Source organism: Pseudomonas sp. ICMP 460, assembly GCF_002723595.1.
Taxonomy (GTDB): Bacteria; Pseudomonadota; Gammaproteobacteria; order Pseudomonadales; family Pseudomonadaceae; genus Aquipseudomonas; species Aquipseudomonas kitaguniensis.
The window spans coordinates 112,171-128,126 of the sequence record NZ_LKBR01000020.1; the positions used below are offsets into that span (position 1 = coordinate 112,171).

At 61.2% G+C, this 15,956-nt stretch carries 16 protein-coding genes; 5 read left to right on the forward strand and 11 right to left on the reverse strand.

Annotated features, from left to right (window positions below):
• Positions 1-38 precede the first annotated feature (38 nt).
• From maiA to hmgA, 3 genes are read right to left on the reverse strand one after another with little or no spacing between them, the layout of a single operon-like run.
• Positions 39-674 (reverse strand): maleylacetoacetate isomerase, encoded by a 636-nt coding sequence (maiA, locus tag AO240_RS15505; RefSeq protein WP_099237211.1) that lies wholly within the window; start codon positions 672-674, stop codon positions 39-41.
• Between the two features lie 12 nt (positions 675-686).
• On the reverse strand, positions 687-1,973 hold the full coding sequence (gene fahA, locus AO240_RS15510; protein WP_099237212.1) for a fumarylacetoacetase: 1,287 nt from the start codon (positions 1,971-1,973) through the stop codon (positions 687-689).
• Positions 1,974-1,976: 3 nt separating this feature from the next.
• A complete protein-coding gene (gene hmgA / locus AO240_RS15515) occupies positions 1,977-3,260 on the reverse strand; it encodes a homogentisate 1,2-dioxygenase (RefSeq protein WP_099237213.1) in 1,284 nt (427 codons plus the stop codon).
• A gap of 120 nt (positions 3,261-3,380) precedes the next feature.
• Here hmgA and AO240_RS15520 point away from each other — a divergent pair, with 120 nt between their 5' ends.
• A complete protein-coding gene (locus tag AO240_RS15520; protein ID WP_099237214.1) occupies positions 3,381-4,160 on the forward strand; it encodes an IclR family transcriptional regulator in 780 nt (259 codons plus the stop codon).
• A gap of 1 nt (position 4,161) precedes the next feature.
• Here AO240_RS15520 and dacB read toward each other — a convergent pair whose 3' ends face one another.
• The 8 genes from dacB to AO240_RS15560 all read right to left on the reverse strand — a co-directional run bounded on the left by dacB (position 4,162) and on the right by AO240_RS15560 (position 12,683).
• Positions 4,162-5,619: a D-alanyl-D-alanine carboxypeptidase/D-alanyl-D-alanine-endopeptidase gene (dacB, locus tag AO240_RS15525; RefSeq protein WP_099237215.1), complete on the reverse strand. Its 1,458-nt coding sequence runs from the start codon at positions 5,617-5,619 to the stop codon at positions 4,162-4,164.
• Positions 5,620-5,749: 130 nt separating this feature from the next.
• Positions 5,750-8,170 carry a TonB-dependent receptor gene (locus AO240_RS15530; protein WP_099237216.1) on the reverse strand — a complete coding sequence of 807 codons (2,421 nt, stop codon included), beginning with the start codon at positions 8,168-8,170 and terminating at the stop codon, positions 5,750-5,752.
• Positions 8,171-8,278: 108 nt separating this feature from the next.
• The gene (locus AO240_RS15535) at positions 8,279-9,214 is read right to left on the reverse strand and encodes a glutathione S-transferase family protein (RefSeq protein WP_099237217.1); all 936 of its coding nucleotides are present in this window, start codon (positions 9,212-9,214) and stop codon (positions 8,279-8,281) included.
• 74 nt (positions 9,215-9,288) lie between these two features.
• A complete protein-coding gene (locus AO240_RS15540; RefSeq protein WP_099237241.1) occupies positions 9,289-9,564 on the reverse strand; it encodes a GIY-YIG nuclease family protein in 276 nt (91 codons plus the stop codon).
• Positions 9,565-9,600: 36 nt separating this feature from the next.
• A complete protein-coding gene (locus tag AO240_RS15545; RefSeq protein WP_099237218.1) occupies positions 9,601-10,071 on the reverse strand; it encodes a nuclear transport factor 2 family protein in 471 nt (156 codons plus the stop codon).
• Positions 10,072-10,171: 100 nt separating this feature from the next.
• Positions 10,172-10,810, reverse strand: coding sequence for a DUF1120 domain-containing protein (locus tag AO240_RS15550; RefSeq protein WP_099237219.1), 639 nt, complete (start codon positions 10,808-10,810; stop codon positions 10,172-10,174).
• A 224-nt stretch (positions 10,811-11,034) separates the two neighbouring features.
• Positions 11,035-11,670 (reverse strand): response regulator transcription factor, encoded by a 636-nt coding sequence (locus tag AO240_RS15555; RefSeq protein ID WP_099237220.1) that lies wholly within the window; start codon positions 11,668-11,670, stop codon positions 11,035-11,037.
• A 209-nt stretch (positions 11,671-11,879) separates the two neighbouring features.
• Complete coding sequence (locus AO240_RS15560) at positions 11,880-12,683, reverse strand: response regulator (protein ID WP_256585963.1); 804 nt, start codon at positions 12,681-12,683, stop codon at positions 11,880-11,882.
• Positions 12,684-13,140: 457 nt separating this feature from the next.
• Here AO240_RS15560 and AO240_RS15565 point away from each other — a divergent pair, with 457 nt between their 5' ends.
• From AO240_RS15565 to AO240_RS15580, 4 genes are all read left to right on the forward strand, one after another.
• Entirely contained in the window at positions 13,141-13,761 is a 621-nt protein-coding gene (locus tag AO240_RS15565) for a DUF1120 domain-containing protein (protein ID WP_099237221.1), read from the forward strand.
• 38 nt (positions 13,762-13,799) lie between these two features.
• Positions 13,800-14,417, forward strand: a complete 618-nt coding sequence (locus tag AO240_RS15570; RefSeq protein WP_099237222.1) for a DUF1120 domain-containing protein — start codon at positions 13,800-13,802, stop codon at positions 14,415-14,417.
• Positions 14,418-14,507: 90 nt separating this feature from the next.
• Positions 14,508-15,134: a DUF1120 domain-containing protein gene (locus tag AO240_RS15575; RefSeq protein ID WP_099237223.1), complete on the forward strand. Its 627-nt coding sequence runs from the start codon at positions 14,508-14,510 to the stop codon at positions 15,132-15,134.
• Between the two features lie 49 nt (positions 15,135-15,183).
• Positions 15,184-15,879 carry a fimbria/pilus chaperone family protein gene (locus tag AO240_RS15580; protein WP_256585965.1) on the forward strand — a complete coding sequence of 232 codons (696 nt, stop codon included), beginning with the start codon at positions 15,184-15,186 and terminating at the stop codon, positions 15,877-15,879.
• Positions 15,880-15,956 lie beyond the last annotated feature (77 nt).

The following is a 15,956-nucleotide window of genomic DNA, read 5'->3' on the forward strand; positions in this document are numbered from 1 at the left end:
AGTTGGCTTGCCACAACAAGCCCAATTCTCACAAAAACTCAGGGTGTATCCGGCTGATTAGCCGGATGCGCCTGCACAAACGCCGGATGCTGCGCCGCCAATGCGGCCACCCGGCCGATTCGCGGGTAGGCCGCCAGCGGCACCTTGAAGCGCTCCGCTGCATACAACTGCGGAATCAGAAACGCGTCCGCGAGCCCCGGCTGCTCGCCAAAACAAAACCCCGTGTCGCCAATCAACTGCTCCACCGCCGCCAAACCCTGGCTGACCCAGTGCCCGACCCACTCAAGCACTTGCGCCTCATCATGCCCCCACTGCCGCAGCAGGTTCTGCGGGCTGGAATTATGCAGCGGGTGAATATCGCAGCCGATGATCGACGCCACCGCGCGCTCATGCGCACGGGTTACCAGGTTTTTCGATAGCAGCGGCGCCTGTGGATAACGTTCATCCAGGTACTCGATGATCGCCGGCGATTGAATTAACAGGTCGCCGTCGTCGGTGCGCAAGGCCGGCACGCGGCCCTGCGGATTGATCGCCAGGTACTCGGGCTGGCGATTGGCGCCGCCTGCCGGCACCAGCAGATTCACCGGCAGCGCCGTGAAGTCCAGCCCTTTGAGCGCCAAGGCGATACGCACCCGGTACGACGAAGTCGAGCGGTAATAGGTATAGAGTTCCATCACCCTGCCCCCTTAGCGCGCCGCGACCACAGTGCCACGGCATTCACCGAAGCCGATGGAGGCAAAACCTTCGCGGCTGCAACGCGCACGCAGGATGATTTCATCGCCATCCTCAAGGAACTTGCGCACTTCGCCGGAGGCCAATTCAATCGGCTTTTTACCACCTTCGGTGATCTCCAACAGGCTGCCGAATTGCGCTGGCTGCGGCCCCGACAAGGTGCCCGAACCAAACAGGTCACCGGCCTGCAACTGGCAACCGTTGACGCTGTGATGCGCGACCATTTGCGCCACGGTCCAGTACATGTACTGGGTGTTGCTCAGCGTCAGGCGATGGGCCGGCAGATTCTGTTCGCGCATGGCGGCGGTGGTCAGCAACGCCTCCAATTCGATATCAAAGCCGCCAGCCGCTTGATCACGCCGGTCCAGCAGGTAAGACAGCGGCTGCGGGTCACCTTCGGGGCGCGCCGGTTGGGCGCTGCGAAATGGCTCCAGCGCCTCTGCCGTGACGACCCATGGCGAGATGCTGGTGATGAAGCTTTTCGACAAAAACGGCCCCAGCGGCTGGTATTCCCACGCCTGAATATCGCGCGCCGACCAATCGTTGAGCAGGCAGAAACCGGCGATATGCTCGGCGGCATCGCCAATCGCAATCGCGTCGCCAATGGCATTGCCCTGGCCGATCCAAATGCCCAGTTCCAATTCAAAATCCAGGCGTGCGCACGGGCCGAACGTCGGCTCGGTGTGGCCGGCGGGCAGTGTCTGGCCTTTAGGGCGCCGCACCTGCGTGCCCGAGGGGCGAACAGTCGAGGCGCGACCGTGGTAACCAATCGGCACGTATTTGTAGTTAGGCAGCAAGGGGCTATCAGGGCGGAACAGTTTGCCGACGTTTTGCGCGTGTTCGATGCCCACATAGAAGTCGGTGTAGTCGCTGATTTTCGCGGGTAAATGCAACTCGCAGTCGGCGGCGCGGTGCAGCACCTGCGCCTCGCGCGCTTGCAACGGGCTGCCTTCGGCGAGCAGTTCCAACAGGCGCTCGCGCAAGGCGACGCGCGGGCCACGGCCGAGTTCGAAGAATGCATTCAACTGGCCACCGGCGGCCGCTTCAACCGCGCGCCGGGCATCGCCGTGAAATTCGTCCAGCGCCGCGTGCAGGTCCAGAATCGAGTCGCCAATCGCCACGCCACTGCGCGGTGCCGAGCCGTGGATGCTGAACACGCCCAGCGGCAAGTTTTGCAGGGGGAAATCGCGGTGGCCATTGGCGGAGTTCACCCAGCTGCGGGCAAGTGTGGGCTGAGTCATGGGTTATCTCCGGTTCGGGTTGAAGGCGGCGGGCAGCGAGGCCCAGCACGCGTCATAGCGGGTTTGCAGTTGCGCGCATTCAAGGGCGAACTGGGTGGGGCGCAACACTTGGCTGGTCTCGAACATGAAGGCCATGGTGTTATCGATCTTGTGCGGCGCCAGCTCTGCGTTGATCGCCTTGGTGCAGGTTTCGCCATCAGGGCCGTGGGCGCTCATGCAGCTGTGCAGCGACGCGCCGCCGGGCAGGAAACCCTCGGCCTTGGCATCGTACGCGCCCTGGATCAAGCCCATGTATTCGTTCATCAGGTTGCGGTGGAACCACGGCGGACGGAAGGTGTTTTCCGCGACCATCCAGCGCGGCGGAAAAATCACGAAGTCGAGGTTGGCCAGGCCGTTCATGCTGGTGGGCGAGGTCAATACGGTGAAAATCGACGGGTCCGGGTGGTCAAAACTCACGGTGCCGAGGGTGTTGAAGCGGCGCAGGTCGTATTTGTACGGCACGTTATTACCGTGCCAGGCCACCACGTTCAGCGGCGAATGGTCCAGCTCGCAGGCCCACAGCTCGCCGAGGAACTTCTGCACCAGTGTGGTCGGTTGCTTGAGGTCTTCGTACCGCGCGACCGGGGTGAGAAAGTCACGCGGGTTGGCCAGGCCATTGCTGCCAATCGGGCCAAGGTCGGGCAGGCGCAGCGGCGCGCCGTGGTTTTCCGCGACATAGCCGCGCGCTTGAGCATCGAGCAGCTCGACGCGAAATTTCAGCCCACGCGGCAGCACCACGATTTCCAGCGGTTCGACGTCCAGCACGCCCAACTCAGTGGCAATGCGCAGGCGACCTTGCTGGGGGACGATCAATAATTCGCCGTCGGCATTGAAGAACACCCGCTGCATCGAGCGATTCGCCTGGTAATTGTAAATGCTGATGCCAGACGGATGTTCCGACGCCGCGTTGGCGACCATGCCTGCCAGCCCGTCGATAAAATCCGTGGGCTCGCCGGGCATCTCCAGCGGGTTCCAGCGCAGCCGATTCGGGGTCACCGCGCCCAGCGGCCCACCGGCCAGTTGCCGTTCAAGTTTGACGAACGCCGGGTGGTTGGCCGACGGCTGAATGCGGTACAGCCAGGTGCGCCGGGCTTCGCTGCGGAGCATGGTGAACGCGGTGCCGGAGAACAGTTCGGCGTACAGGCCGTAGGGGGCTTTTTGCGGCGAGTTCTGGCCAACGGGCAGCGCGCCGGGCAGGGCTTCGCTGGCGAATTGATTGCCGAAGCCCGACAGGTATTCGAGGTTCATGCAGCGTCCTCTGTAGGTCTGTTATTTTTATCGTAATCGGTTTACGCATAACGTAATTTGATCACTCTTGAGCGTCAAGCTATAAAGACGCCCATTCATCTCTCGGATTCCCGCGCCCCCATGGAAAAGCCCCGCGACACCGGTAAACAGAAAGTCCGCTCGGCCGAAGTGGGCACCGATATTCTCAAGGCGCTTGCCGAACTGTCGCCGGCCACCTCGCTGTCGCGGCTGGCGGAGCATGTGCAAATGCCGGCGAGCAAAGTGCACCGCTATTTGCAGGCGCTGATTGCCTCGGGGTTTGCCGAACAGAACACCGCCACCAACCATTACGGCCTGGGCCGCGAAGCGTTGCGCGTGGGCCTGGCTGCGCTGAGCAGCATGGACGTGTTGAAAGTCGGCGCGCTGCCGCTGGCGGAGTTGCGCGATGAGTTGAATGAAACCTGCTTTCTGGCCGTGTGGGGCAACCAGGGCGCGACGGTGGTGCATATCGAGCCGGCGGTGCGCGCGATCACTGTGGTGACGCAATTGGGTTCGGTTTTACCGCTGCTCAGTTCGTCCACCGGGCTGGTGTTCAGCGCTTTCCTGCCCGCGCGGGAAACCGTGGAGCTGCGTGAACGCGAAGTGCAGGCCGGTAGCGCGCATGCCCTGGCCGACGAGCAGGCCTACGCCAGCGCGTGCGAACAAATCCGCCGCCGTGGCCTGCATTTTGTGCATGGGCTGCTGATGCCGGGTGTCGATGCGTTGTCGGCGCCGGTGTTTAATGCGGTCGGGCAAGTGGCGGCGGTGATGACCGTGGTTGGCCCCACCTCACTGTTCCATGCCGACGAACACGGCCCGGCGGCGCAGCGCTTGCTGGCGGCGACCCGGGCCGTGAGTTGGCGGATGGGCTATCAGCCTTGAATCAATCGCCCCAGCGTGACAACGCCAGCGCCACACGATTTTCCACGGCCTTGACCTGCGCGCCAGCCACCACGTAGTTGTTGGTCAGCATGGCAAACACCAGTTTGCGCCCGTGAGCATCGGTGATGTAACCGCTCAAGCTCGACACGCCGCCCATCGAGCCGGTCTTGGCATGCAGGTTGTTTTCGGCCGGCGTGCCGCGCAAGCGATAACGCAGGCTGCCGCCGGTCATGCGGTCGCTGTTGCCGGCAATCGGCAATGCGTTGTACCAGGCGTTGAACCACGGCTGTTTGCTCGCCGCCAGCAGCAGGTCGGTGAGGGTGTGCGACGACACCAGGTTACGCCGCGACAGGCCGGAACCGTCAACCTGGTTCAGCGTTGCGCTGTCCAGCCCCTGACGCTTGAGGAACCCCGCCACCGCTGCCACACCCGCCGCCGCCGTGCCGTTGTTGGCGCTTTGGCGGCCCATCGCCTTGAGCAAGGCTTCGGACATGTTGTTGTTCGAGAGTTTGAGCAGCGGCGTGATCAATGCCTGCAAGGGCGCCGACTGGTGCTCGGCCAGCAGCGTCGCGGTGGCCGGGGTTGCGCCGCCGATCACACGACGCCCGAGCAGCGTAATGCCTTGCTGCGCCAGCGCTTGCTCAAACAGGTTGGCGACCAACTGCGTCGGCTCCCACACGCTGACCAATTGCGCGCTCTGCTTGCCCGGCGCGATAGCGCCGCTGAGCTGCAACAGGTTGGTGCCATGGCGACGGTTGATCGCGTAGCTGTTGCCCGGCCCGCTGACGGCGCGGTTACTCAGTTGCAAGTAGTGGGTCGGTGGGTAGATGTCGACACTGACCGGCTGGCCGACCGGCACTGGCGCCTTGGCCGTGACCAATACGCTGCCCGCGTCGAAATCTGTATTGGGTGACACGGTCAGCGCTGAAATCTGCGCGCCGTAGTAGGTGGTTTCGTCATCATGCGACCAATCGACACCCAGCCGCTCGTCGTCAAACCAGGTGTCGTCGAACACCAGGTCGCCCTGCACCTGGCGCACACCCTGGCTGGCCAGTTGCGCCGCCAGCGCCTGGTAATCGGCGAACTGCAGGGTCGGGTCACCCAGGCCGCGCAGGTACAAATTGCCGGTCAGGCGATCACCCTGGCGTATACCGTTGCTGAGCAATTGCGTGGCAAAACGGTACTGCGGCCCCAGCACGTCCATCGCCGCCGCCGTGGTCAGCAGCTTGAGGTTGGAAGCCGGCACCAGCCGCGTGCTCGGGTTGTGCTGATACAGCGTGTTGCCACTGCGCGCGTCACGCACGGTCAGCGAAACAGTGGCGCCATACAGCGCCGGGTCGGCCAGCAATGCATCCAGGCTGCGCCCGGTTCCCGTGCTTGAAGGCGTGGCGCAGCCCGCCAGCAACAGGCCAAAGCCCAGCGCCATCGCGCTGGCGTGTATCCATCGTCGCAACCGCATAAGCCTGGCATTCCTGAATCTACGAAAGTGCGCAGCTTGGGTAATTCACTGCGTTCAATCAAGTAAATCATAGGCCCGCGCATCGGCGCTGCACGTCACGCCAGGCAGATGAACCCGGCGTAAGGTTTCATCAGAAGGTCAACGTGCTGGAGACCGACACCTGCCGTGCGTCACCCATGGACACAAACAAGCGGCTGGCCGCCGAGGTGTAGTAGGTGCGGTCGAACAGGTTCTTCACGTTGAGCTGGAACTTGACCTTCTGCCCTTCGATTTTGGTGTCGTAGCTGGCAAACGCGTCTGCGACGGTGTAGCCCGGCAGGTCGAAATCGTTGGCCGCATCGCCGGCGCGCTCGCCGACATACCGCGCGCCTGCGCCGACGCGCAGTTGATCGCCGCCAAAGATGTTGCCGAAGTCGTACACCGCCGACAGCGAGCCGGTGTGCTTGGCGACGTTTTGCAGGCGGTTGCCTTGCAGCGTCGGGTCCTGGTCTTTGGTGTCTTGGGCGTCGGTGAACGCGTAGCTGCCGATCAGGCTCCACTGGTCGCTCAACTGGCCGCTGACGTCCAGCTCCAGGCCGCGCGAGCGCACTTCGCCAGCGATGCTGTAGACCGTGTTCGCGCCGGAACCGACCGAGACCAGCACATTGCGTTTGTGAATATCAAACAACGCCGCGCTGGCGGTGATGCGCCCCGGCATGTCGAGCTTGGCCCCCAGCTCCCAGGACTTGGACTCTTCAGGCGTCAGGTCGCCGGTCAGTACGCTGCCATCGGCCAATGCGGCGATGGTCGAGTTAGGCTTGAACGACTCGGTGTAGCTGCCGTAGAACGACAACTCATCGGTGAAGCGGTACACCAGGCCCGCACGCGGCACCCACGCCTGGCCATTGCCGTTGGTGTTGGCCGTGAACGGCACGCCTTTACCGGCGTATTGGTCGTACATTTGATAGCGCGCGCCACCGACCAGAATCCATTGATCGTTCAGGTGAATCGCGTCCTGGAAGAACAGCGAGTCGCTGCGCAGCAGGTCGGTCTGGGCGCTGTCGGCGGCGCTGACGGTGGTGCCCGCGACTTCGTTGCCATACACCGGGTTGTTGTAATTAAAGCCGCCGCGCGAGGCCTGACGGATCAGGTCGGCACGGTAGATTTTGCGGTATTCGTCATCCAGCCCGAACACCAAATCGTGCTGCATGCCCAGCACGTTGACCTTGCCTTCCAGGCTGGCGGTGGCGAAACGGTCGGTGCTGAGCGCGCCTTGGGTGCCGTCCATTCTGCGCGTCAAGCTGCCGTTGGCGTTGACGGCGCTGACGCGCACCTGGCTGGCGTCGTAGGTTTCACGGTTCCAGCTGTAGCCGACGTGGGCTTTCCAGTCGTCGTTCAAGTCGTGGTCGACTTCCAGGCGATACAGGTCGGAGCGGCCTTCCATGTTGTTGAACGGCTCATCCAGGCGACGCGTCGCGGGGATGTTCAGCGGGTGGTTGGTCTTGGGGTCGATGGCCGTGCCACGGTCGAACGGCGACAGAAACTCGCGGTGCTCATAGGCGAACACCACTTTAGTGGTGTCGCCGTACCAGGCCAGCGACGGCGCTACCAATGTTTCACGGTGGGTGCCGAAATTGCGCCAGTAGTCTTCGTCTTCATGGTCGACGACCAAGCGATAAGCCAAGCCGCTGTCACCGAGCGGGCCGGTGGTGTCGAGGTTGCCGCCACTGCCGTTTTTGCCGTCACCGAAGGTCGAACCGCGCGCGGTCAGGGCGGTGGACTGCACCAGCTCGGGTTTCTTGCTGACAATATTGACCACGCCGCCCGGGTCCTGGATGCCGTACAACAACGACGACGGGCCTTTGAGCACTTCGACGCGCTCGGCGGTGGCATTCAACGCGCGGCCCTGCACCACCGGCATGCCGTCTTGCATGATCGAACCGTTACGGTTGTCGCCAAAACCGCGCAGCATCACCGCGTCCTGGGTGCTGGCCAAGGTGTTGGCCTGGGTGATTCCGCTGATGTTGCCCAGCGCGTCATCGAGGTTGCGCGGCTGTTGGTCGCGCAGCACTTGGGCGGCCACCACATTCACGGTTTGCGGGGTTTCCAGCAGCAGGCCACGCGAGCGCATCACCGAACTGGTGGGCGGCGGCTGGTAGCTGGTGCTGTCTTGGGTTTGGCTGGCGCCGCTGATGGTGGTCGCGCCAAGGTTAACCGCGCCGGCGCTGGGCAGCGGCTCCAGCGCCAGCGTACGCGCGTCGATCTGGCGGAAGGTAAACCCTGAGCTGCCGAGCAGGCGTTGCAAGGCTTGGGTGGCGCTCATTTGCCCGCTGACGGCCGGGGCATTCAGGCCATACGGCGCTTCATCGGTGTAGATCACACTGATGCCGGTCACCCGGCTGAAATCGCTCAAGGCCTGCGGCAGCGGTTTGGCCGCCAGCGCGAAGTTGAACTGCGCGCTTTGCTGTTCCTGGGCCTGCGCCACGCTCAAGGGCAGCAATGCCAGCCCCGATACCGTGAATACCGAGGCTCCCAGCCACTGTTTTACCCAACCGCCCGCCGCTGACTTCATGCTCTGAGAACCCGTGTAAAAAACGCTGTTAATGCGAATAGCTCGCAGTTTCAAGCACTACACGGATGGGCGGTGGGTTTACCTCACCTCAGATTGAAAATAATTTGATTAATGCGCCTTGAGGCAAAACCCAAAGCGCGGGAAATGCACGTGCACGGTGCCGCCACGCGCATCGGTACGCCGCAGGATCAGCTCCTCGCGGCCAGCAAACAGCAGCTCACCGGCGACCGGGTCGACGCCGTAGTCGATGGCGGCAATGCTCACCTGCTGGCCGGCCTTGAAGCCATTCAAGTCTTCGAACACTTCATCCGGCAACGGCGCAGGCGTGGCGTTGCGGGCGATCTCCAGGGCTTGCCCGGCGCTCATCTCGCTGGGCGTGCCGTGGCCAAAGCCGAGCACGCGTGCCAGCCATGCCGAAACCGCCGGATAAGCATCCACCAACGGCGCGGTGACCGGCGTGGCCTTGAGAAACCACAGCGGGTGGGCCAGGGCAAAGTCGGCAATCGAAGGCTCGCCGAACAAAAAGTCGCCGGGTTCGCGCTGCAGTTGCTGCTCCAGACGCGCCATGATCGCCGGCCATTGGTGCTTGGCCAACTCGGCGGGCAGTTTGCTCGCGGTACCACCGCTGAACAGCGCGGCGCGGTCGGCCATAAACGCCTTGACCGCTTCGGGGGTTAATTTGCCAAAGCGCACCGCCACCGATTCTGGCTGGAACACCAGGCTCACCGCGAGCCCAAACACCACGCTGTCGGCCCAGGTGGCGAAGGTTTGGCTGATCATTTCCTGGCCAAGCGGGAACAGCGCGGGCGAGGACTTTTCTTGTTCCAGGCGCCGGGCGATCAACGCTGTGTCGCAGTAAATGTCGGCGCCGACTTGCAGCACCGGGGTTTTGCGGTAGCCGCCGGTCAGCGCAGTCAGGTCGGGTTTGGGCATCACTGGCGGGATCAGCACCGAGTGCCAGGACAAGCCTTTGAAGCCCAGCAACAGCCGCGCTTTTTCCGCGAAGGGAGACGTCGGGTAGTGGTGAAGAATGAGCTCAGGCATGCTGGGGTCCTTAAACGAGTGAACCCGCAGCTTAGCGCGCAAAGGCATTCAATAGCGTGATGGGCAGCGATCAATCAAGCTGATGAGCCACTTGCGGCCAGGCATTCCTTGACGCTTTTCTTCAGTTGTTTGATCAGCCGTTCCTGGCGCAGCGCGTCACCCTTGCTGGCGCACTGTTCGGTGTAGACCAGCGCCACCGCCGGGCTCGACAAAAAGAACCGCGCGCCCTTGCCGCTTTGATGCGAAGCAAAACGGCGCACCGGGTCATTGCTGATGCCGCAATACAGTGAACCGTTGGCGGCGCGTACCAGGTAGACGAACCAGGGTTTGGCTTCAGAAGTGTCAGTCACGGGCGATTGCTGCAAACCAGAGGAGCGCCAATCTTATCAACGACTGGCCTGGAATGCCTTCAGGCCTTTAAGCGCTTGGGCGCGCACGGCGTTTTTCAGCGCAGGCGACCAGCCCAGCAGCAACCCCTTGAGGCCCAGTGCCTGACGCGACCAGCGCCACAGGTCAAAGTGGTCGTGGTGCTCGCAGATCTTGCCATCGCGAAACACGAACCGAGCGCCAATGTCGTTGACCACGGTGTTGCCGGTGGCGCTGAACAGGTAAGTCGCCACCCAATGCGCGCTGCCGGTGCTTTCATCGCTGCGCACATGGTCGAAGGTCAGCGAAAAATCTTTGGCCCGCGTGGTCAGCATGCGCCACATATCACCGGCATCGCGCCCGCGCAACTCGCCGAACGCCGGGTCACTGAACAGCACATCATCGCTGTAACAGGCCGCCATGGCTTCGGCGTCCAGGCGCTGGAAGGCTGTGTAGAACTCGGTGATCAGGGCGTTGTGGGCATCACTCATGGGCAGGGTTCGCACGATGGTCAGGGGTGCTGAACGATAATCCGCGTGACGCGGGAAAGCCACGGCTATTCGCTACAAACCTGAGTGATGCCCGGCGCAGTTAAAGGTAGATGAGGTCGAGAGTGGCACTGCCGTCGATTTTGATTTCTTCGGTAATCGGCAGGTACTGCTTGTTGGTGATGGTGGCGGCGACCACCACGTCAGCTTTAAAGGTGGTCAGCGCCAGAGGCGCTGCGGTTGGGAGGCTCGGGTCCTTGGCGGTGCGCATCCAGCCGGGTTGCCAGACAGAATTGCCTGCATCGAACCATACACTGCCATCCACGGTTTCAATCGGGGTAGCCGGTAGGTCGTTGGCGATAACATCGGCCATTGTCAGTGTGTACCAACCGATTTTTTCATTGCCGCTTGCCAGGCCCAAGCCAAAACGCGACACCGACTCATCCCGGTCTGCCGCGGTGCCGGGGCGGTTATCCGCGCTTTTGAAGGCCATCAACGTCGGCGCCAAACACGTGACCGACAACTGCACAGAGGCCTTGGGCAGTAGGGTGACGGCGGTAGGATTCAGGTCCTGGGCCGAGATTTTTCCGTAATCCACGATGCCTCCGCTGGTGATCAGCGCCGTACAGGCTGACGGTGTGATAGTGCCGGTGACGCTCAGGTCCTGGCTGGACGCGGCCATTACAGTGGAAGCGCCGGCGAGCATAAACGCGGCGCTAATAAGTGCACGAGACGGTTGCATATCAAGACTCACTGTCGGTCGCTTATTAACAGACTCAACAGGCGCACCAGGGCGCGCTGCCAACCGCTAAGTTCGACTTAATTAATAGACGGGTGTGTAATGCCGCCCATTAACAGTTGGGCGACCTTGACAAGATAGAGGACTATTCACGCCAGCTGAATACAACTAATACGAATGACCACCGGCACACTGATTAATTAAGTTCAATTATAAACTGCAACTTTCTACGGCACCATTCCAACGTCGCGGGCATAGGCAAACAAGTCCACGTCCGTGGAAATACACAGGCGTTGCATGGCCGTGCCTTTCTGTTTGCTGATCGTGGAAATACTGCGATTGAGCCGTGCGGCTATCTGCGTGACGGTCATGCCGGTGGCCAGCATTCGCACCACTTCGCGCTCTTTGCCGGACAACCTCGGCGGTTGCGATTGATCCCCCGTGCCGGCCTCGCTTAACTGTTCGCGCAAACATTCACTGGCGAAGGTCTTGCCGCTCACCACCGCCTTGATTGCCAATGGCAATTCTTTGGCCGATGAACTTTTGGCCACGATTGCCTGCGCGCCACGGGCGAAAGACTCACGCAATGTGACGATGTTGGCAAACATTGTCACCAGAATTACCGGCACCGCCGGGTACAGGCGCTGCAACAGGCTCAGCAACACGTAACCGTCGGCCTGGCGCCCGCCCGGCATGGCGAAATCGGTGACCAAAACGTCGCAGGGCGTGGTGCTTAGCAGCGCCAGCAGCTCGTCGGGGCCACTGGCTTCACCGACAACCTTGTACTTGCCGCTCGCCTCAATCACGACTCTTTGCCCGATGCGGACAATAGGATGATCATCGGCAATAATGACTCGAAACATAAATACTCACGAATGATGGCAATTTGCATCTGCGCAAATTACCTCTGCTGGCGCTTATCAACAACTGCTTGGCGGAGGCGTCATTTCAGCCAAACCCAGCGTTATAGGGGATACAACCATTAACCTACAATATAAAAAGAATACGCCTACATCCAAAAACTACAGCACTAAAGTACAAAATCCTACAATACAAGTCGCTTAATTAAGCGTCACAGCTTATTCAAGTAGGCGAGGTAAATTTTAAGATCATTCTCAAATACTTCCAGCTGTACGCTATTTTTCGCCACGCCATGCGCACGCACGTGCTCAACCAACCAGCCGCCTCGCGCGCCCAACGCGTCGCAGCCCAAAAAAGCCAGGCTGCCGAGCAGCCGATGCAGCCGCTCGGCCGTGAGCTCGGCATTCAACGTCAGGCGCGCGTGGGCCAGCGCCGCAGTGTCCATGAGCGCTTCGCGCAACAAGCTGTCGAGCATCTGTTCAACCACGCTTTCACTGCCGAAGGTCTGGACCATGTCCGCCCGATTCGGCCAACGGGTTGATCGCTGCGGGGCCTGTGACGCAGGGTCGCCGGGGGTGCCTGGCAGCCAGTGCAGCAGCACCTCGCACAACCGCGCAAACGTCAGCGGTTTGAGCAACCAGGCATCAAACCCGGCATCACGACAGCGCTGGGCGTCGTCGTGCCGCGGGTTAGCAGTCAGTGCAATGAGCGGAACCCGCCGCAGGCCGCGCTGGTGCTCTAGAAGGCGGATTTCACGGGCCATGACAAAACCATCCATCAGCGGCATATGGCAGTCACTGATCACCAGGTCGAAGCGCCTTCGGGAAAAGGCCAACAGCCCTTCACGACCATCACCGACCAATTCGCGGCCCAGCCCAAGTTTGTTTAGAAACTCGCCAATCAACAGCCGATAGACCGAGTGGTCATCGGCCACCAATATCAGGCTATGCCGCCAATGATCCGGGGGGCAGAACCGGAAAGGGTCTTGCTGCGAAGCGACATCGCTGGAACACACGCTCGCTCACCTCCTCAATGCTGTCGTTGATTCAACGCCCAATGCCCGGGCAACTTGGGTTGGCCTGGGTTAAGAGCATTGACGCGACAGTTAAGTGGGGAGCACTGCGCAGGATGTTTATGACACTCAAAGAACCGTCATCGCAAAGATAATATATCGTTTTGAATAGTGCGCTGGCGATACAACTACTACGAAACTGAGCACTCACTACACCTCGCAGTTAAGTATTTCTGCGGTGATCATGAACGTCTTTCCATTACCCAAAACATTCTCGTAATAGTTGCATGTCATCGGTACCCGCTCCTGGCTAAATTAATGTCCACCGCGAGGGCAAGGTACTTACCCTCTTTACACGGTCACTGGATAAATGGCCGTGACGCATCCGTCGACACTTTGATGAACAGGCGCTGCTGCGGCACGTGACTCACCGCGCCTGTGTGCACTGGAAGCTACTGCAATGAAAAACCCCCTTCTGCTATTAAGTAGCGCCCTGTTAATCACCAGCACTTCACTCACTTTTGCAGCCGGCAACACCGACCTCAGCGTCAGCGGCACAATTACTCCCAGCGCCTGCAAACCGTCGATTTCAGCAGATGGCGTAGTGGACTACGGAAAAATGTCGGCCAAGCAACTCAACCAGAACCAACACACCCTGCTGGCCAGCCAAACCCTAGACCTCAGGGTGCTGTGCGACGGGCCGACAGTTTTCACGATGACCACCGTCGACAACCAGGCCGGCACCTCCTCCAACCACGACAGCTGGCACGGGCTGGGCATGACGCCAGAAGGGGAAAACCTCGGTGGTTCAGGCTTTCGCCTGTCCAACCCGGTGGCCGATGGCGTGCCCGCGCTCATCATCACCTCGCTGGATGGCGGTGCCACTTGGCAGCCCTCGGCGCAGTTGAGCCACCTGATACTGACTGCCGTGACCACAGGCAGCGCGCTCGCGCCCATCGCCGTCCGAGACTTTACCGCGCAGCTTGAACTCGATACCCACATCGCCCCAGCCGCCGGGCTGACGGTGAAAGACGAGGTGGAACTGATCGGCAGCGCCACCTTGCAAGTGAAGTACCTCTAATACGGTTTTACACGCTGAAAATTCCAAGGATGTCTTTCATGAAAAAGCTACTTCTGCCTCTGGCCACCAGCTTGCTGTTCAGCGCCCCGCTCGCCTTCGCAGCCTCCACCACCGAGTTGACGGTCAAAGGCCTGATCACACCCAGCGCCTGCAACATCGCCCTGTCCAGCGGAGGCATCATTGATCACGGCAAAATTTCGTCCAGCGACTTGAACCAGACCGGCCATACCATTATCGGCGACGACACGCTGAGCTTGAGCGTCAACTGCGATGCAGCCATTGCCTTTGCTCTCAAGGCAATCGACAACCAGGCAGGTTCATCCATTTCAAACACTGACTTCGGCTTGGGCCTGATCAATGGCGATCAGAAGCTGGGGCACTACAACGTGACCTTGAGAAACCCGATAGCCGATAACGTGCCGGTGCAGACGATTGCTTCGCCCGACCAGGGCGTGACTTGGTACAAGGAAAAATTCATGGACCCGGGCCTGTACATGTCAGTCGGTGCCATGGACGACGACACCCAGCCGCTGCCGACTCAAGAGTTGCTACTTGATCTGGAGGTGCAAACCATTATTAACCGCGCCGATGGCCTTGGCCTGGATGACGAAATACTCATCGACGGCTCGGCAACAATCGAAGTGATGTACCTGTAACCCAACCATGGCCGCGCATGCACTGGCGTGATTCAAAGGCGCGGGCACTGTAAAGCAGGCCCAACCCAACCCTGCCTGTGGGCCCACTCGATGATCCCGTTTTTACGCGTCTCAACCCTGTTATTGCTCGTGTCCACCCACCCACTGGCGTTCGCCGCCTCGGCGGTCGACTTGGCCGTCAGTGGCAGCATCACGCCCGACGCCTGTTACGTGGTGTTGTCCGATGGCGGCACCGTTGACCACGGCAAGATCGCCGCCGGCAGCCTGAAGCCGGACGAATTCACCGTGTTGCCGACACGCGTGCTGGATCTGGGCATTCAATGCAGCCGGCCGATGCTGTTCGCACTGGTGGGCATCGACAATCGGGCGGATTCCTCGCTCGCCCCCGACTTTTTCTACGGCCTGGGCACAAACGTGCATGCGCCCGGCGAACGCTTGGGGTCGGTGTCGTTGTCCTACCGCGACCCGATAGGCGACAACCAGCCGATGCAAGCGCTGGGGTCCAGCGACAGCGGCGAAACATGGGTCGCGCAAACCAATGCCTACCCCAGGCAATACATGGGTTTTGCATTGCCGGGCGAGCGCCAGCCCGATTTCATCAGGCAGTTCAGTACCCAGCTGCGCATCGACACGGCCATCAACCTTTCACGCGGGCTGACGCTGAACCAGGAGGTGCCGTTGGACGGCTCCATTGTTCTGGATTTGCGTTACCTGTGACCCTGGCGTCGGCTTGGCCGCGCCTTACCGGAAAACATCCGTCATGACGATGAAACACTTGATCAGCAGCGCCGTTCTCGGCGCACTGGTACTGCTCGCCCCTGCGATCAGGGCCGATGGCATGGTCCCGGACACCTCGGTGGTGATCGTCTACGAAGCCGACGGTGAAGCCGCCGTCTCGGTGACTAACACCGACAGCAAACTGGCGCTGTTGCACGTCACGCTCGAAGACATTCCCGAAGACCGCGAGCCGCTGCTGGTGGTCACACCGCCGTTGTCGCGGGTGGAGGCCTCCAGATCACAACTGGTGCGGTTCATTCTGCAAACCACCCAGCCGTTGACCACCCAACGGCTCAAGCGAGTCATTTTCGAAGGCATGCCGCAGGGCAAGCCCGCCACCGAAGCCGGGCATGCGCGGGTCGGCGTAACCGTGCGCCAGAACCTGCCATTGATCGTTCACCCCAAAGGGTTGGCGCGCAACCCGAAACCCTGGACCGACTTGAACTGGACACTGCGTGACGGCCGATTACAGGTCAGCAACAACACCGCCTATGTAGTGCGCCTGGCGCAGGAACTGAAACTGCTGCCAGGCGCTGCAACCGCCATGTTGCCGCGTACTTATGTACTGCCCGGCGAAACCTTGAGTGTGCAGGCCACAGGCAGCACCGCCACGCGCGTCAGGTTCCAGCCGGCCACCGTGTACGGTTTTGCCGTGGCGGCCTACGACGCGCCCCTTAACCCATAACCCGACGACGCAACAGGCGCCTCAAGGATAGCCAGGCGCCCGGGGAACGACGTGACGGCAAACGACCGTTACCGAGC